Annotated in this window: 17 protein-coding genes; 13 read left to right on the top strand and 4 right to left on the bottom strand. The window is 72.2% G+C overall.

What is annotated here, in order from left to right; all coding sequences use genetic code 11:
* The first annotated feature begins 73 nt into the window (after positions 1 to 73).
* The 3 genes from IE273_RS31680 to IE273_RS31670 all read left to right on the top strand — a co-directional run bounded on the left by IE273_RS31680 (position 74) and on the right by IE273_RS31670 (position 3,051).
* On the top strand, positions 74 to 1,786 hold the full coding sequence (locus tag IE273_RS31680) for an FUSC family protein (RefSeq protein ID WP_189818603.1): 1,713 nt from the start codon (positions 74 to 76) through the stop codon (positions 1,784 to 1,786).
* A complete protein-coding gene (locus IE273_RS31675) occupies positions 1,783 to 2,370 on the top strand; it encodes a MarR family winged helix-turn-helix transcriptional regulator (protein WP_189818602.1) in 588 nt (195 codons plus the stop codon). The genes IE273_RS31680 and IE273_RS31675 overlap by 4 nt, the downstream gene beginning before the upstream one ends.
* A gap of 129 nt (positions 2,371 to 2,499) precedes the next feature.
* Positions 2,500 to 3,051: a GNAT family N-acetyltransferase gene (locus IE273_RS31670; RefSeq protein ID WP_189818601.1), complete on the top strand. Its 552-nt coding sequence runs from the start codon at positions 2,500 to 2,502 to the stop codon at positions 3,049 to 3,051.
* A gap of 33 nt (positions 3,052 to 3,084) precedes the next feature.
* Here IE273_RS31670 and IE273_RS31665 read toward each other — a convergent pair whose 3' ends face one another.
* Positions 3,085 to 4,332 (bottom strand): cytochrome P450, encoded by a 1,248-nt coding sequence (locus IE273_RS31665; protein WP_229887746.1) that lies wholly within the window; start codon positions 4,330 to 4,332, stop codon positions 3,085 to 3,087.
* A 494-nt stretch (positions 4,333 to 4,826) separates the two neighbouring features.
* Here IE273_RS31665 and IE273_RS31660 point away from each other — a divergent pair, with 494 nt between their 5' ends.
* The 3 genes from IE273_RS31660 (at position 4,827) to IE273_RS31650 (ending at position 6,064) form a co-directional block, all read left to right on the top strand.
* The gene (locus IE273_RS31660) at positions 4,827 to 5,141 is read left to right on the top strand and encodes a hypothetical protein (protein WP_189818600.1); all 315 of its coding nucleotides are present in this window, start codon (positions 4,827 to 4,829) and stop codon (positions 5,139 to 5,141) included.
* 160 nt (positions 5,142 to 5,301) lie between these two features.
* Entirely contained in the window at positions 5,302 to 5,535 is a 234-nt protein-coding gene (locus IE273_RS31655; RefSeq protein WP_189818599.1) for a hypothetical protein, read from the top strand.
* A gap of 205 nt (positions 5,536 to 5,740) precedes the next feature.
* A complete protein-coding gene (locus tag IE273_RS31650) occupies positions 5,741 to 6,064 on the top strand; it encodes a hypothetical protein (protein ID WP_229887744.1) in 324 nt (107 codons plus the stop codon).
* Here the strand turns inward: IE273_RS31650 and IE273_RS31645 are convergent.
* Complete coding sequence (locus tag IE273_RS31645) at positions 6,061 to 6,453, bottom strand: VOC family protein (protein WP_014671156.1); 393 nt, start codon at positions 6,451 to 6,453, stop codon at positions 6,061 to 6,063. The genes IE273_RS31650 and IE273_RS31645 overlap by 4 nt on opposite strands.
* Before the next feature lie 70 nt (positions 6,454 to 6,523).
* Between IE273_RS31645 and IE273_RS31640 the strand changes: the two genes are divergently transcribed.
* Complete coding sequence (locus IE273_RS31640; RefSeq protein WP_189818598.1) at positions 6,524 to 7,063, top strand: GNAT family N-acetyltransferase; 540 nt, start codon at positions 6,524 to 6,526, stop codon at positions 7,061 to 7,063.
* Positions 7,064 to 7,103: 40 nt separating this feature from the next.
* Here IE273_RS31640 and IE273_RS31635 read toward each other — a convergent pair whose 3' ends face one another.
* Entirely contained in the window at positions 7,104 to 7,787 is a 684-nt protein-coding gene (locus tag IE273_RS31635; RefSeq protein ID WP_189818597.1) for a glycerophosphodiester phosphodiesterase, read from the bottom strand.
* Positions 7,788 to 8,142: 355 nt separating this feature from the next.
* On the opposite strand from IE273_RS31635, the gene IE273_RS31630 reads away from it, so the two are divergent.
* From IE273_RS31630 to IE273_RS31615, 4 genes are all read left to right on the top strand, one after another.
* A complete protein-coding gene (locus IE273_RS31630; RefSeq protein WP_189818596.1) occupies positions 8,143 to 9,540 on the top strand; it encodes a DUF6421 family protein in 1,398 nt (465 codons plus the stop codon).
* Between the two features lie 38 nt (positions 9,541 to 9,578).
* Positions 9,579 to 10,328 (top strand): SDR family NAD(P)-dependent oxidoreductase, encoded by a 750-nt coding sequence (locus IE273_RS31625; protein ID WP_189818595.1) that lies wholly within the window; start codon positions 9,579 to 9,581, stop codon positions 10,326 to 10,328.
* On the top strand, positions 10,325 to 11,395 hold the full coding sequence (locus IE273_RS31620) for a threonine aldolase family protein (RefSeq protein ID WP_189818594.1): 1,071 nt from the start codon (positions 10,325 to 10,327) through the stop codon (positions 11,393 to 11,395). The genes IE273_RS31625 and IE273_RS31620 overlap by 4 nt, the downstream gene beginning before the upstream one ends.
* A gap of 89 nt (positions 11,396 to 11,484) precedes the next feature.
* Complete coding sequence (locus tag IE273_RS31615; protein WP_189818593.1) at positions 11,485 to 12,075, top strand: transglutaminase-like domain-containing protein; 591 nt, start codon at positions 11,485 to 11,487, stop codon at positions 12,073 to 12,075.
* Between the two features lie 342 nt (positions 12,076 to 12,417).
* On the opposite strand, the gene IE273_RS31610 is transcribed toward IE273_RS31615, so the two are convergent.
* A complete protein-coding gene (locus IE273_RS31610) occupies positions 12,418 to 13,152 on the bottom strand; it encodes a lysophospholipid acyltransferase family protein (RefSeq protein WP_189818592.1) in 735 nt (244 codons plus the stop codon).
* A gap of 313 nt (positions 13,153 to 13,465) precedes the next feature.
* Here IE273_RS31610 and IE273_RS31605 point away from each other — a divergent pair, with 313 nt between their 5' ends.
* Positions 13,466 to 13,864 carry a thioredoxin family protein gene (locus IE273_RS31605; RefSeq protein ID WP_189818591.1) on the top strand — a complete coding sequence of 133 codons (399 nt, stop codon included), beginning with the start codon at positions 13,466 to 13,468 and terminating at the stop codon, positions 13,862 to 13,864.
* Between the two features lie 83 nt (positions 13,865 to 13,947).
* Positions 13,948 to 14,028, top strand: a complete 81-nt coding sequence (locus tag IE273_RS45290; RefSeq protein ID WP_359834543.1) for a putative leader peptide — start codon at positions 13,948 to 13,950, stop codon at positions 14,026 to 14,028.
* Positions 14,029 to 14,051 lie beyond the last annotated feature (23 nt).

Raw genomic sequence — 14,051 nt, 5'->3', positions numbered from 1 at the left:
CAGGGGAGCACGGTCGGTGACCAGGGCCTCCGCCAGATTGTTTCACGAGTAAAACACATGCTAAATTGATGATATGAGCAGTGCGACCCCCCACCGTCTTCCCCTCGCCACCACCCTCCGCCTCGGGCGCCCCTCCGACATCTGGTTCAAGCCCGCGCTGAGCGTGGTGGCCGCGGTCGCCCCGCCCAACCTCACCCTGCTCGCACTCGGCCGCCTCGACCTCGCGATGTACACGATGGCGGGCTCCCTGTGCGCCCTCTACGGCCACAACCGGCCCTACGCCGCCCGGGCCCGCGCGCTCGCCTGGGTCGTGCTCGGCATGGTCGGCGGCCTCGCCGTCTCCCTGCTCGCCGCGGCGCTCACCGCGAACGCCGTCGTCCTCGTCACCGTCGGCGCCGTCCTGGCGGCGGTCCAGAAGACCGTGTGCGACGCCACCCGGATCGGACCGCCCGGCAACGTGGTCCTCACCTTCATCACCTCGGCCTCGCTGTTCGCACCGCAGACCCCCGGCCAGGTCCCCGGGCACGTCGGGCTGGCCCTGGCCGCCGGTGCCTGGGCCTGGCTGGTCGGCATGGCCCCCGGGCTGCTCCGCCCGCACGGGCCCGAGCGCCGCGCCACCGCCCAGGCCCTGAACGCCGCCGCCGCGTACGCCGACACGCGCGGCACCGCCGACGGCCACGCCCGGGCCCGCGCGGCGACCGCCGCCGCGATCCACGCCGCCTGGCAGTCGCTGCTCGCCGCCGGCGCCCGCCCCGACCGCACCCGGCGCGCCCTCGAACAACTCCTCGTCCGCGCCGAGGTCGCCCTGGCCGCGCCCGCCGACACCGACCCCGCCCGGCTGCGCGCCTGGGCCCGCGACCTGCGCGGCACCGGCCGTGTCCCGCGCGTCGAGGCGCCGCGCGAGTCCGCCGACGAACTCCTCGGCCTGGCCGCCGAACAGGCCCTGCCGCCGCGCTCGCCGTGGCACCGCCTGGCTCCCCTCGCCCCGCTCGCCGTGCGCACCGCGCTCGGCTGCGCCCTCGCCGGATACGCCGCCCTCGCCCTCGGCGTCGGCCGCCCCTACTGGGCGCTGGTCACCGCGGCCTCGCTCTACCAGGCCAACGTCACCCTCACCTGGAACCGGGGCGTCCAGCGGGTCGTCGGCAACCTCCTCGGCGTCCTCCTCTTCGCCGCGCTCGCCCCGCTCGCCCATCTGCACCCCGCCGCCCTGGTGCTGTGCTGCCTCGCCCTCAACTTCGGCGCCGAGGCGCTGATCGGCCGCAACTACTGGCTGGGCAGCGTCTGCGTCACCCCGATGGCCCTGCTCATCACCGAGTTCGCCCGTACCCAGGACGCCACCGAGCTGATCACCGACCGGATCGCGGACACCCTCGTCGGTGCCCTGGTCGGCTTCGTCGCCGCCGTCGCCGTCACCAACCGCCGCGCGGGCGACCGCCTGGAGCGCGCGCTGAGCACGGCGGAGCGGGCCCGCGAGCACGCCGCCCGCCTGCTCACCGAGCCGCACCCCGAGCCCCGCGCGCTGGACTCCGCCCGGCGCGCCCTCGCCGCCGCCCTGGTCGATCTGCGCGCCACGGCCGACGCCGCCGCCGGCGAGTGGTGGCAGCGCGCCCTGCCCGAGGAGCGGGTGGTGCTCACCGAGCAGACCGGACACCGTACGCTCGCGGCGACGGTACGGCGTCAGGGCCTCGTGCCGCAGGACCGGGACAGCCACCAGGCCCCGGGCCGTGACCAGGAACGGGACCGGGTCCAGGACCCGGGCAGGACGACGGAGGACATACGGCCATGACGGCGACGAACGGCGGACCGACGCCCGGAAGCGACGCGACCGGCACCCGGCCCGGCACCGACCCCGGGCGCGGCGACACCGTCTCCGCCGTCGTCCGCCAGTGGCGGGCCGTCCACCCCGAGCTGGACACCGGACCCATGGAGATCATCGGCCGGATCAACCGCTGCTCCGCCCTGCTCCAGCAGGCCGAGGACGCCCCGCTGCGCCGGGCCGGCCTGAGCCGCGCCGAGTTCGACCTGCTCGGCGCGCTCCGCCGCACCGGACACGAGCTGACCCCGGGCGAGCTGGCCCGGGAGACCTTCTCCTCCGGCGCCGCCGTCACCAAGCGGATCAAGCAGCTGACCGAGCGCGGCCTGGTGGAACGGCGCGGCGACACCCGCGACCGCCGCGTGGCCCACGTCCGCCTCACCGACACCGGCCGCGACCTGGTCGACGGCATCCTCCCCGAGCAACTCGCCTACGAGACGGCCGTACTGTCCGTCCTCGACCCGGCGGGCCAGGGCGAACTCGCGGGCCTCCTCGCCGAGTTGCTCAGCCGCCTGGAGGGCCGGATGAGCGGCCTGCGGGTCGGTACACCCGGCTAGCACGCCGACGGCACCACAGACGGCGGGCCGAGGCCACAGGCGCCCAGCGGTGGGACCCGGAACGGTGGGCCGTACCCGTCCCGGCGTGCCTCTCGTCCCCGCGCGCACCGTGGCGTGTTGAAATCGGGCATGGCAACGTCCTGGACCGGTGAACGGGTACGCCTGCGTGCCATCGAGCCCGACGACTGGGCAGCGTTCGCGCGCTTCGCCGACGACGACGGGCGGCGCGGGGGCCGGTTGGACCTGCCTCGGTCCGCCGAGAGCTACCGTGCCTGGGCGAAGCAGCAAGCCGTCACCGAGTACGACGGCGACCGCTTCCGGCTGGCAGTCGAGACGACGGCCGGCAGAGAGTTGGTCGGCACGGTCGCCTCGCACCGCACCGGCCGTCATTCGGGCTGGTTCGAATTCGACGTCATGATCGGTGCCGAGCACCGGCGCCGGGGCTACGCGGCGGAAGCCCTGACATTGTTGCTGCGCTTCATGTTCGCCGAGCGGCGCTACCACAAGTGTCTGGCCGTGGTCTTCGCCCACAACGAGGCATCGCTGGCACTCATACGCCGTCTCGGCTTCACCGAGGAGGGGCGCTTGCGGGAACACGTCTTCTTCGCCGGCCGGTACCACGACCTCGTCATGATGGGCCTGCTCGCCGACGAGTTCGGCCGGCGGCACACGGCGGGCTGACCGTGGACGAACGAACCGTGACGAGCGCGCAGGTCACCGGAAGCGGGACCGCTCCGGGACACGCGAGGTGGCACGCAGGCGCAAGCCGGCGGTCGCGAGCCCCTCGAAGGTGGTGACCTGGAAGCCGGGTGGTCCGGGCGGCTCGCTCAGGCGGTGGCAGCGGGCCGTGTGCGCGGTCAGGAGCGTCAGCATCGTCATGGCCAGAGCGGCTCCCTCGCAGCCGTGCGGCCCGGTGCCGAAGGAGAGGAACGCCCCGGGGTCCGCCGGCGAACCCGAATCGTCGAGCCAGCGCTCGGGCCGGAACTCGTCCGGCTCGGCGTGTTCCCGTGCGTCCCGGTGCGCGGTGTAGGGACAGACGAGAACGGTGGACCCGGCGTCGATGGTGTAGTCGGCGAGCTCGGTCCGCCGTGCGGTCCGCCGGGTCAGCAGCCAGCTCGGGGGGTGCAGCCGGAGAACCTCGCGTACCAGTGCCTGGGTGTACCGCAGGTCGTCGAGGTCGGCGCTGGTCGTCGCGGCCGGGTCCGCGGGCAGCGAGGCGGCTTCGGCCGCGACCCGGTCCGCGGCCCGCGGGTGCCGGGCCAGGTGGAGCAGGATCCATCCCGCTGCCCGGGTGGGCGCCTCGAAGGTGGCGACGGTGATGCCCGGGAGGGTGTCGAGGACGGTCTCTTCCGGCAGCGGGCCGTAGCGGGCGGAGGGCTGGAGCATCTGCCCGAGCACGTCGTCGCCGAGCCGGCCCGACGAACGGCGCCGGCGGACGATGGGCCGCAAGGCCTCGGTGAAGGCGGCCTGTTGCCGTGTGCGGAACCGCCGTGCCGGTGTGGGGACCCACCGCGGCCATTCCCAGCGGGAGGGACGTGCGAGCACTTCCCGGGCCAGGAAGAGCTGTGCGGCGAAGGGCAGCAGGGTCGGAGCGTCCTCGGAGAAGAGGTAGCGGACGCCGATCTCCGCCAGGGCGTGCCGGGCCGCGGGCAGGACCTCGACGTCCTGGCCCGTGGGCCACTGCTCCGCGAAGCATGCGGCTCCGGGCGCGATCTCGCCGACCCGGGCCGCGACCGCCTGCGCGCGCAGGCCGCGCATGCGGGCGGCGTGGGCGTGCGCGCGCTCCTCAGCCGTCGGCGCCCGGTTCGACCCCTTCAACGGCGGGAAGAGGGGCGAGGGCGCCTTGGGGAAGTCCTCCGCACGGCGCAGCACCGCTTCGCACGGTGCGGCCGTGGCGGCTACGTACACACCCGGCTCCAGCTGCCAGACGTCCCCGCACTCGTCAGCACCACGGCGTGCCACGGCCAGCCGGTCACGGCTCCAGGCTGCGAAGCCGCCCCCCGGCAACCGCGGCGGCACATTCATCCGGCCCATGAGATCGTCCCCGACCTTCGCACCTGTCCTGGCCTGTGTCGTCGGCAGCGCGGCTCAGAGCCGGCGGACGCCCGGGGCGCCCGCCGGGAGTGCCGTCAGCGGTCGTCACCGGCGTACGCGTCCCACTCGTGGGCCCCGTACGCGCCGTAGTGGCGGCTGAAGGACAGCTTGCCGAGCAGCCTGGCGATCATGATGCGCTCCTCTCGCCTGTCTGATCCCTTCCAGCCGAGGGTTCCGATGAACCCGCCAGCACCAGATGCCATATTCGCCAGTTTCTCACACATGCCACATATGTCATATCCAGGGCGGAAGCCGCGTGATCGAGGTCGATCCGCGTGGCCCCCGCCTGGTCCCGCATGGTGGTCCGGTGCCATGCTCAGGCTGTCGTCGGGCGTGGGCCCGGTGCGCAGGGGGGAGAAGCCGTGAAGCTGTATATCGCCGTGCCTCTGGTCCTGTTGGCGCTCCTCATCGCCGCCTCCGGCGTCGCGGCGGTCACCAGCGGCTGGGTACTCCCCATGAACCGGCGCCATGTTCGTGCCCCGCGGACCTACGGCTGGGGTCAGTTGGTGGTGGCCTTCGCGCTGTGCTGGCAACTGGTCTTCGGGTTGCTGATCGGTGATTCCGGCGCCCGGCCCTCGGCAACGCTGATCGGCGCCGTGCTTCTCCTCGCCGGTCTCCTCGTCATGATGGTGGGTCAGGTCTCCGGTGGGGACCGGAAGGGCGGCGGCAGACCGTGAAGCCTGTCCGACAGCGGCCGGCAAGGCCCCGCCGGGCGCACCGTACGGCTACGAGCCGGAGTACGCCGCTCCGTCCCGCCCGCACCGGCCTCGTACCGCATCGCACGGCGGCCCTCCCGATCCCTTCCGAGACCGCAGGCCACTCATGCCCGAGGAGTTCGTGACCGATCCACGGGTGGGCGAGCGGATCGCGCTCGTCGCCGAGGAGCGCGGTCACGTCGTCGCGGCGGCCCGCCTGAAGCGGTACCGCGCCGACGAGGAGGTCGGCCCGCACCACCGGGACGTCGGCGAGATCGGCCGGTTCCTCCGGCATCCGCCCGCCGCCTTCCGGCCGGGCACCGGGCAGGCGGCCGACCCGCTGATGCGTGCCTGTCCGGCCTGCCCGGCCCGCTGACGGGGCCGGGTCCGGCGCGCCCGGCGGAGACCTGCCCGCCCCGGTCGTGTACGGCCCGCCCCGACCCCGGCCGCACGTCCGGGCCTCTGCGAGCGCTCCGGATTCCGGCACACCGGGGACACCGAGGTGATCCTCCTCGCCCGTACGGCCGACCTGTCCGGGCCCGAGCCGTGCCCCGGGGCACGGTCGAGCGCACGCCGGGGCAGTGCGGCACCCGCTTCACCGCCCGCACGGCCGCGGGCACGGCTACGTCGAGACCGGTATCTCCCTGGCCCGCCCCGAACGCCACGCGCGCGGCACCGGCCTGGCCGACATCGCCGACCCGCACGTCGAGCCCGTGGGCCCCGCCGCCGACTGGCTGCGGCTGTGCGGGACGGACCGGGTGCCGGCCGGCGAGCCCGCCGAGGACACGGCCGCGACCGAAACGCCTCCTCGACGCGGGGCTTCCACGAACCGGCCCCGCACGGACCGCGGCCGGGAACACCGGCCCCGCCGACCCGACCCGCCCCGTACCCGTCGGTCGTCCTAGATCCCCGGCCGGTACCGCAGTGGATGGTCCGACGGGATCTCCACCAGGACGATCGGGGTGCCGTCCGGATCGGCGATCCACATCTCGACCAGGCCCCACGGCTCCCGCACCGGTGGCCGGACGATCTCGACGCCCCGCGCCCGCAGTTCCTCGCCCGCGGCCTTCACGTCCTCGACCTGCAACCACAGCCGGACAGCGGGCGAGGGCGGCCCCTCGGACCGGCCGGACACCTCCAGGAAGCCGCCGCCGAGGAAGTAGACCGTGCCGCGTTCGGGGCCGGTACCGAACTCGCGGTAGACGGACAGCCCCAGCTGCTCGCCGTAGAAGGCGCGGGAGCGCTCGGGGTCGGTGGGCCGGAGCAGGATCCGGCTGCTGAGTACATGCACCATGCGGGGGGAGCCTAGCGGCAGGGTTACCCTCGTCCGTGGCTCAGCCACGCCCGAGATCGGAGACCGCACCATGGACACCCTCGCCACCGGACTCGCCTTCCGGGATGCCACCGACGCCGACGTCGACGCCCTCGTCGCGCTGATCGAGTCGGCGTACCGGGGGGACAGCAGCCGGGCCGGGTGGACCACCGAGGCGGACCTCCTGGAGGGGCAGCGGACCGATCCGCAGGGCGTGCTGGAGGTGATCAAGGCCCCCGGGAGCCGGCTGCTGGCCGTCGAGCGGGACGGTCGTATCGTCGCCTGCTGCCAGCTGGAACACCGTGGCGCCCACGCCTACTTCGGCATGTTCGCGGTCAGCCCCGCCCTGCAGGGCGCGGGCCTCGGCAGGACCGTCATGGCGGAGGCCGAGCGCCTGGCCCGGGAGACCTGGGGTGTCACCGAGATGCAGATGACGGTGATCTCCCAGCGGGAGGACCTGATCGCCTGGTACGAGCGCCGCGGCTACCGCCGTACGGGCCGGACGCAGCCGTTCCCGTACGGCGACGAGCGCTTCGGCGTTCCGCGCCGCGCCGACCTGCGGTTCGAGGTGTTGGTCAAGCCGCTGGTGTGACGTCGTGGCAGGCGTCCGGGCGCGGGCCCGGACGCCTGGGTCACGCGGTGAAGCGGCCCGTGCGCTTGATCTCGGGATAGTCGGTCGTCGCCCCGTCCAGCTCCAGGGCGCGGACCAGCCGCAGATGGTCCTGCGTGTTGACCACCCAGCCGACGATCCGCAGCCCGGAAGCGCGCGCGTGCTCGACGATCTCCAGGGTGAGCCGGCGGATGTCGAGGCACACGGTGGCGGCACCCACGGCGACGGCTCGGTCCACCACGTCGGTGCCGTACCGGCTCGCGACCAGCGCGGTGCGCACGCCCGGCACCAGCCGCGCGATCTCGGCGACCGCCTCGTCGTGGAACGAGGACACCTCGATCCGCGCGGTCAGGTCACGCGCGTGCATCACCTCGGCCAGTGCCCGCGCCGCCGCGACATCCTTGATCTCGACCTGCAACGGCGTGTCCACCGCCTCCAGGACCTCCTCGAACACCGGCACCCGCTCGCCGCGGCCCGCGTCCAGGGCGCGCAGCTCCGCAAGGGTCTTCTCGGCGACCGGTCCCGAGCCGTCGGTCGTACGGTCCACCTCCGCGTCGTGCATGACGACCAGGGCGCCGTCCTTGCTGAGATGCAGATCGAGTGCGATCAGGTCCAGGCCGGCCTGCTGCGCGGCGACGAAGGAACGAAGGGTGTTCTCGGGCTCGACGCCCATGACACCGCGGTGACCGATGGTAAGGAAGTTCAAGGTTCAACTCGCTTCCGTCGACGGCGGCTCGGCGACGCGCGGACCGACGGGCCCGGTACCGGACGTCGTCGTCCACGCGGCAGGCTCGCAGCCTAGTGGCCGGGCCGCGCCTTGAACCCGTGGCTGCACCGGGCATCCGGCACCCGGACGGCCGCCCGCCGGCCGGTATCCATCGGATCATGACCGTCCCCGGCTCGCATGTTGTCGCCGAAGTGAGCGTCGTCACGGTTTACGACAGGAAAAACATCGGTGACCAAGGGGGTAGACAGAATAATTTCCCGATCCCGGTCTTGCTGAGAGAAACCGGGTATGCATACGGTGTCCATACGCGAGGTTCTCCTGTGGAGGATGGGACATGACGGAAATTCTTGTGCAGTCGGGTGCGGAGGACCAGGTTTCTCCGCTGACCAGGGTGGTGGAGCACCCGGCCTGGCCCGTGCTCAAGGATGCCGTGGAGCACATCCGGCCATGGCAGTCGAAGGACGGATCGATCGACTTCGACGCCGAGGGCGCGCCGGAGCGGGCCGACGCCGTCGCGGCCGTCGAGCGTGTCGCCGGCGCGGTCGAGCAGCTCACCCCGCTCCTTCCGCATGACGCCGCCTACCACCAGGCGCTGGTGAGGGACCTCCGCCGCTGGGCCGAGGACGGCTTCCAGGTGCCGGACTTCCTGGACTCCCTGCTGGTCTTCAACCCGGCCGCGAACCGCGCCGACGGCCTCCAGCACCTGGTCGTCTTCCCGATGTACACGCAGAACGGCAACCCGGACCGCAACCTGGAGGCGGTCGTGCTGCGCATGGTCTGGCCGGACTGGCTGGCCGAGCTGGAGCGCACGCGGTACGACAACCCGCTCTTCTGTGGCATCACCTTCGAGGACTTCACCTCGGGCTACGACACCAACTCCGCCGTCCTCTTCCCGGAGACGATCGCCGTCCGCGAGGCGCCGGAACGTTTCTCCTGGGGTGGCATCTTCTGTGACCGCGAGGCCGCCCGCTTCCGCCGCGTGACCGAGGCCGCCGTCGGGCTCCTGGGCCTTCAGCTGCCCGAGGACATCGCCGCGATGGTCCACGACCAGAAGCGCTGCGAAGAGGCCTTCGTGCTGTGGGACATGGTCCACGACCGCACCCACAGCCACGGCGACCTGCCGTTCGACCCCTTCATGATCAAGCAGCGCCAGCCGTTCTGGATGTACGGCCTGGAGGAGCTGCGCTGTGACCTCACCGCCTTCAAGGAGGCCGTCAAGCTCCAGGCGGACGGCGTCCCGCAGGCCCGTGACGTGCAGTACGCGGTCCTCTTCGACCGCATGTTCCGCTTCCCGGTCACCGGCGACCGCAACCGCAACTACGACGGCCTCGGCGGCCAGCTGCTCTTCGCCTACCTGCACCGGCACGACGTCGTCCGCTGGACCGACAACAAGCTCTCCATCGACTGGGAGCGCGCCCCCCAGGTCACCAACCAGCTGTGCGCCGAGATAGAGAAGCTGTACCGGGACGGCATCGACCGCCCGAAGCTGGTGCACTGGTTCGCCGGCTACCAGCTGGTCTCCACCTATCTCGCCCCGCACCCCGGCTCCAAGTGGGCCAAGGGCCCGGACGCCCTGGACCTGACCCAGCCCCCGCGCAAGCTCGTGGACGACGTGCTTCCGGACGAGTTTCCGCTGAGCATGTTCTATGAGGCGCTGTCCAAGAAGCTGAAGAATGTGATCGCCTCGACGAAGGGCATCACGGCGGACACCGCCGAGCGGATCGCCGCGTGAGCGACCGCGTCCGGAACACTGCTCAAAAGGGGAAGAACATGGTGGGGAACGGGTCTCTCAGCGGTGCGGTGATCGCGGTGGCGGGTGCGGGCGGACCCGCCGGGCACGCGACGCTGGTCCGGCTCGCCGAGGCGGGTGCGGTCGTCGTCGGCGCGGACAACAACCCGGAGCGGCTGGCGGAGTCCGTGGACGCGGCCCGCTACGCCCGTGGCGGCGCTGTCGTCACCGGCGAGACCGTGGACCTGCTCGACCTGCGCTCGGCCCGCGACTGGGCCGCGCGCATCGAGAAGGAGCACGGCCGGATCGACGGTCTGGTGCACCTCGTGGGCGGCTGGCGCGGCAGCGCGACCTTCGCCGAGACCGACCTGGCCGACTGGGACCTGCTGGAGAAGCTGCTCATCCGCACCGTCCAGCACACCTCGCTCGCCTTCTTCGACGCCCTGCGGCGCAGCGACCGCGGCCGGTACCTGCTCATCAGCGCGGCCGGCGCGTCGAAGCCGACGGCGGGCAACGCGGCGTACTCCGCGGCCAAGGCCGCCGCCGAGGCGTGGACCCTCGCCATGGCCGACGGCTTCCGCAAGGCGGGGGGCGAGCAGGGCCTCCACTCGGCGGCTGCCATCCTGGTGGTCAAGGCGCTGGTGCACGACGCGATGCGCGCCGAACGCCCCAACGCGAAGTTCGCGGGCTTCACGGACGTCAAGGACCTGGCCGAGGCCATCGAAGGCGTCTGGAACAAGCCCGCCGCGGAAGTGAACGGAAACCGTCTGTGGCTGACCGAGAAGCCGTGAACCCTCCGAAGACCGACGCGCGTCGCCACCACGACCCGCAGGTCCGCGGTTTCGCCAGTGACAACTACGCCGGCGCCCACCCGGAGGTGCTGGCCGCCATGGCCCTGGCCAACGGCGGCCATCAGGTGGCGTACGGCGAGGACGACTACACCGAGAACCTCCAGCGGATCATCCGGAGCCACTTCGGGGCCACCGCGGAGGCCTTCCCGGTCTTCAACGGCACCGGCGCGAACGTCGTCGCGCTCCAGGCGGTCACCGACCGCTGGGGCGCGGTGATCTGCGCCGAGAGCGCGCACATCAACGTGGACGAGGGCGGTGCGCCCGAGCGCATGGGCGGGCTCAAACTGCTCACCGTGCCCACGCCGGACGGCAAGCTCACGCCCGAGCTGATCGACCGGCAGGCCTGGGGCTGGGAGGACGAGCACCGGGCGATGCCCCAGGTCGTGTCGATCACCCAGAGCACCGAGCTGGGCACCCTCTACACGCCCGAGGAGATCCGCGCGATCTGCGAGCACGCCCACGCGCACGGCATGAAGGTGCACCTGGACGGCTCCCGGATAGCCAACGCCGCCGCCTCCCTGGACGTGCCCATGCGGACGTTCACCAACGCGGTCGGCGTCGACATCCTCTCCCTGGGCGGGACGAAGAACGGCGCCGTGTTCGGCGAGGCGGTCGTCGTGCTCAACCAGGACGCGGTGCGGCAGATGAAGCACCTGCGGAAGATGTCGATGCAGCTGGCATCCAAGATGCGCTTCGTCTCCGTGCAACTGGAGGCGCTCCTCGCCAAGGACCTGTGGCTGCGCAACGCCCGGCACGCCAACGAGATGGCCCAGCGGCTCGCCGAGGGCGTCCGCGCCGTGCACGGCGTGGAGATCCTCTACCCGGTGCAGGCCAACGGTGTCTTCGCCAAGCTGCCGCACGACGTGAGCGAGCGGCTCCAGAAGCGGTTCCGCTTCTACTTCTGGGACGAGGGCGCCGGGGTGGTGCGCTGGATGTGCTCCTTCGACACCACGGAGGACGACGTCGACACGTTCGTGGCGGCGCTGAAGGAGGAGATGGCGCGCTAGCCGCCGACTCGCCCTCGACTCTGCATAGGTATGCGGTCACTCGAAAATCCATTGACTCTCGGGTGATCGCGTTCCTATGCTCTGCGGGCATGGAGCTCACCCAGGACACCGCCGACCTGTCCGTCTACCTGGCCGCTGATGAGGTCATCGACCACCATCATCCGGTGGTCCGGGAGACCGCCGCCCGTCTGGCGGCTGAAGTCGCCGACTCGTATGAATATGCGCGGGTCGCCTATGAATACGTCCGGGACGCCATCCCGCACTCCCAGGACTCCGGCGACCTCCGCGTCACCTGGCGCGCCTCCGACGTGCTGGCCCTCGGTACGGGCATCTGCTACGCCAAGTCCCACGCCCTGGTCGCCCTGCTGCGGGCCGAGGACATCCCGGCCGCCCTGTGCTACCAGCGGCTGGCGGACGGCGAGGGCGGGCACGTGGTCCACGGCCTGGCCGCCGTCCGCTTCCACGGTGCCTGGCACCGGCAGGACCCCCGCGGCAACAAGTCCGGCGTCGACGCCCGGTTCTCGCTGGAGGGTGAGCGGCTGGCCTGGACCCCGGACCCCGCGTCCGGCGAGACGGACTATCCCGTTCTGTACGCCGCACCACACCCGGCCGTTCTCGCTGCCCTGCGGGCCGCACCCGACCGGCCGTACCTGTGGAAGACGCTCCCCGGCACCCTCTGAGACGGGACCCTCTGAGACGGGACGGATGGCCTTCGCGATCGAGGGTGCCGCATCGTCAACGGGTCCGGCAGCCAGGTGAGTTCGGCTCCGCGGGACGACGTCGCCCGCCGCCCCGCCGTCCGCCTGTCCGGGCGTGTGCCGCACGAGGTCCGCACCTGTCCGCCCGGCGCGAGGTGCACACCGCTTCGGGCGCCCGATCCCCGATCGACCTGCTCGTGTCCCCGGTCAACCTCAGCCAGTGGGTGGGCTGGTGCGCTGCGCGCCGGTGACCGGGTCGGGCCGGGCGTTCCGTTGGCCGAGCCCCCGGCAGGGACCCCGTTCGCTCGGTCCGTGCCGGGGGCCTCAGTGTGCCTCGGCCGCGGCCGTGCGCAGTTCCTCGGTCGTCGGCGCCGTGCCGCCCAGGTGGGTGGGGAGCCACCAGGTGTCCTCCGGGTCCTTGGGGCGGCCCGGGTACGCGCGCTGGGCGGCGTCCAGGAGTTCCTGGACGCGTTCGCGCAGGCGGCGGGTGATCGCGCCGGCGTACTGGTCGCGCGGTGCCTCCACCGGCTCGCCGACGCGGATGGTGACGGGCAGGTGGTTGCGCTTGAAGTTGCGGGGGTGGCCCTTCGTCCACAGCCGCTGCGTGCCCCACACCGCCATCGGGACCAGCGGGACGCCCGCCTCCTGGGCCAGGCGGGCCGCGCCCGACTTGAAGCTCTTCAGCGTGAAGGACTGCGAGATCGTCGCCTCCGGGAACACCCCGATGACCTCACCGGAGCGCAGCGAGTCCAGCGCGTGCGCGTACGCCGCCTCGCCCTGGTTGCGGTCCACCGGGATGTGCTTCATGCCCCGCATCAGCGGCCCGGAGACCTTGTGCCGGAAGACCGACTCCTTCGCCATGAACCGCACCAGACGCTTCTGCGGCAGCGCGGCCAGGCCGTTGAAGATGAAGTCCAGATAGCTGATGTGATTGCTCACCAGCACCGCGCCGCCCGCGCGCGGGATGTTCTCCGACCCCTGGCAGTCGATCCGCAGATCCCAGACCTTGAACATCGTCTTGGCGAAACCGATGACGGGACGGTAGACCAACTCTGCCATGGGCGGGGTGGACCCTTTCTGCTCTGCTCGGGAAAGGGGCTCCCGGCGGGAAAGTTACGCAGCCGTAGGTTTACGGCGTCTCGCAGATCGTGCCCGAAGAACGGACCGGGGGCCAGTCCTGGTGCCCCGCGGCGGCGAGATCCTCGTCACGTCGGCCTACATCCCACCGTGGATCCTCATGTCCCCTTACTCCATGCGTGTCCTCGTTCCCCGAGGGGGCGGGGACATGCCGGATCATGACGACAGCCGCCGCGTCCGGCACGGCCCGGGAATCTTTGCGGTCGCCGGAACGCTTCTGTGTGGATGGCCGGCGGTGTGCCGGGCGGTGCTCGCGACGGCGGGCGCAGAGGCGGAGCCGTACGAGCGGCGGAAGGGGAGAACGCGGGTGCGCGGGCACGAAGACGGCAGGCGGCTCGGTGCGGCCGAACTCGGCGGCGAACTGGGGGAGCGCGCCACGCTCCTACAGTTCTCCAGCGCCTTCTGCGCACCCTGCCGGGCCACCCGGCGCGTCCTCGCCGAAGTCGCCGCGATGGTCCCGGGCGTGACCCACGTCGAGGTCGACGCCGAGGCGCACCTGGACCTCGTACGCGAACTGGAGATCCTCAAGACACCCACCGTCCTGGTCCTCGACGCGGGCGGACAGGTGGTGCGGCGCGCCGCCGGACAGCCGCGCAAGGCCGACGTCATCGCCGCCCTCGGGGAGGCCGTGTGAGCGGGTGTCAGGGAACGGTGGGACATCTTCCAGATCCCGGAACCAGCTTGACTGTACGCGCCACCTATCGTCAGCCTGACCGTATGCCGACCGAAGTCCTTCTCTACGGCCGGGTCCACGTCGACCTGGCCCGTACCGCGAGCGCGTGCTGTCCGGGTCGTTGAGCTGCCACGGACCCACGCCCCGA

This window comes from Streptomyces olivaceoviridis, assembly GCF_014650115.1.
In the GTDB taxonomy this organism is placed as follows: domain Bacteria; phylum Actinomycetota; class Actinomycetes; order Streptomycetales; family Streptomycetaceae; genus Streptomyces; species Streptomyces olivaceoviridis.
Note: the sequence above shows the minus strand (reverse complement) of the source record. Positions and strands in the feature narration are given on the sequence as shown.

Bases quoted from the DNA above. Each gene is read 5' to 3' on its own strand.
- IE273_RS45290 (WP_359834543.1), top strand. From the start codon at position 13,948: ATGCCGACCGAAGTCCTTCTCTACGGCCGGGTCCACGTCGACCTGGCC.
- IE273_RS31630 (WP_189818596.1), top strand. From the start codon at position 8,143: ATGACGGAAATTCTTGTGCAGTCGGGTGCGGAGGACCAGGTTTCTCCG.
- IE273_RS31625 (WP_189818595.1), top strand. From the start codon at position 9,579: ATGGTGGGGAACGGGTCTCTCAGCGGTGCGGTGATCGCGGTGGCGGGT.
- IE273_RS31675 (WP_189818602.1), top strand. From the start codon at position 1,783: ATGACGGCGACGAACGGCGGACCGACGCCCGGAAGCGACGCGACCGGC.
- IE273_RS31680 (WP_189818603.1), top strand. From the start codon at position 74: ATGAGCAGTGCGACCCCCCACCGTCTTCCCCTCGCCACCACCCTCCGC.
- IE273_RS31610 (WP_189818592.1), bottom strand. From the start codon at position 13,152: ATGGCAGAGTTGGTCTACCGTCCCGTCATCGGTTTCGCCAAGACGATG.
- IE273_RS31615 (WP_189818593.1), top strand. From the start codon at position 11,485: ATGGAGCTCACCCAGGACACCGCCGACCTGTCCGTCTACCTGGCCGCT.
- IE273_RS31640 (WP_189818598.1), top strand. From the start codon at position 6,524: ATGGACACCCTCGCCACCGGACTCGCCTTCCGGGATGCCACCGACGCC.
- IE273_RS31645 (WP_014671156.1), bottom strand. From the start codon at position 6,453: ATGGTGCATGTACTCAGCAGCCGGATCCTGCTCCGGCCCACCGACCCC.
- IE273_RS31670 (WP_189818601.1), top strand. From the start codon at position 2,500: ATGGCAACGTCCTGGACCGGTGAACGGGTACGCCTGCGTGCCATCGAG.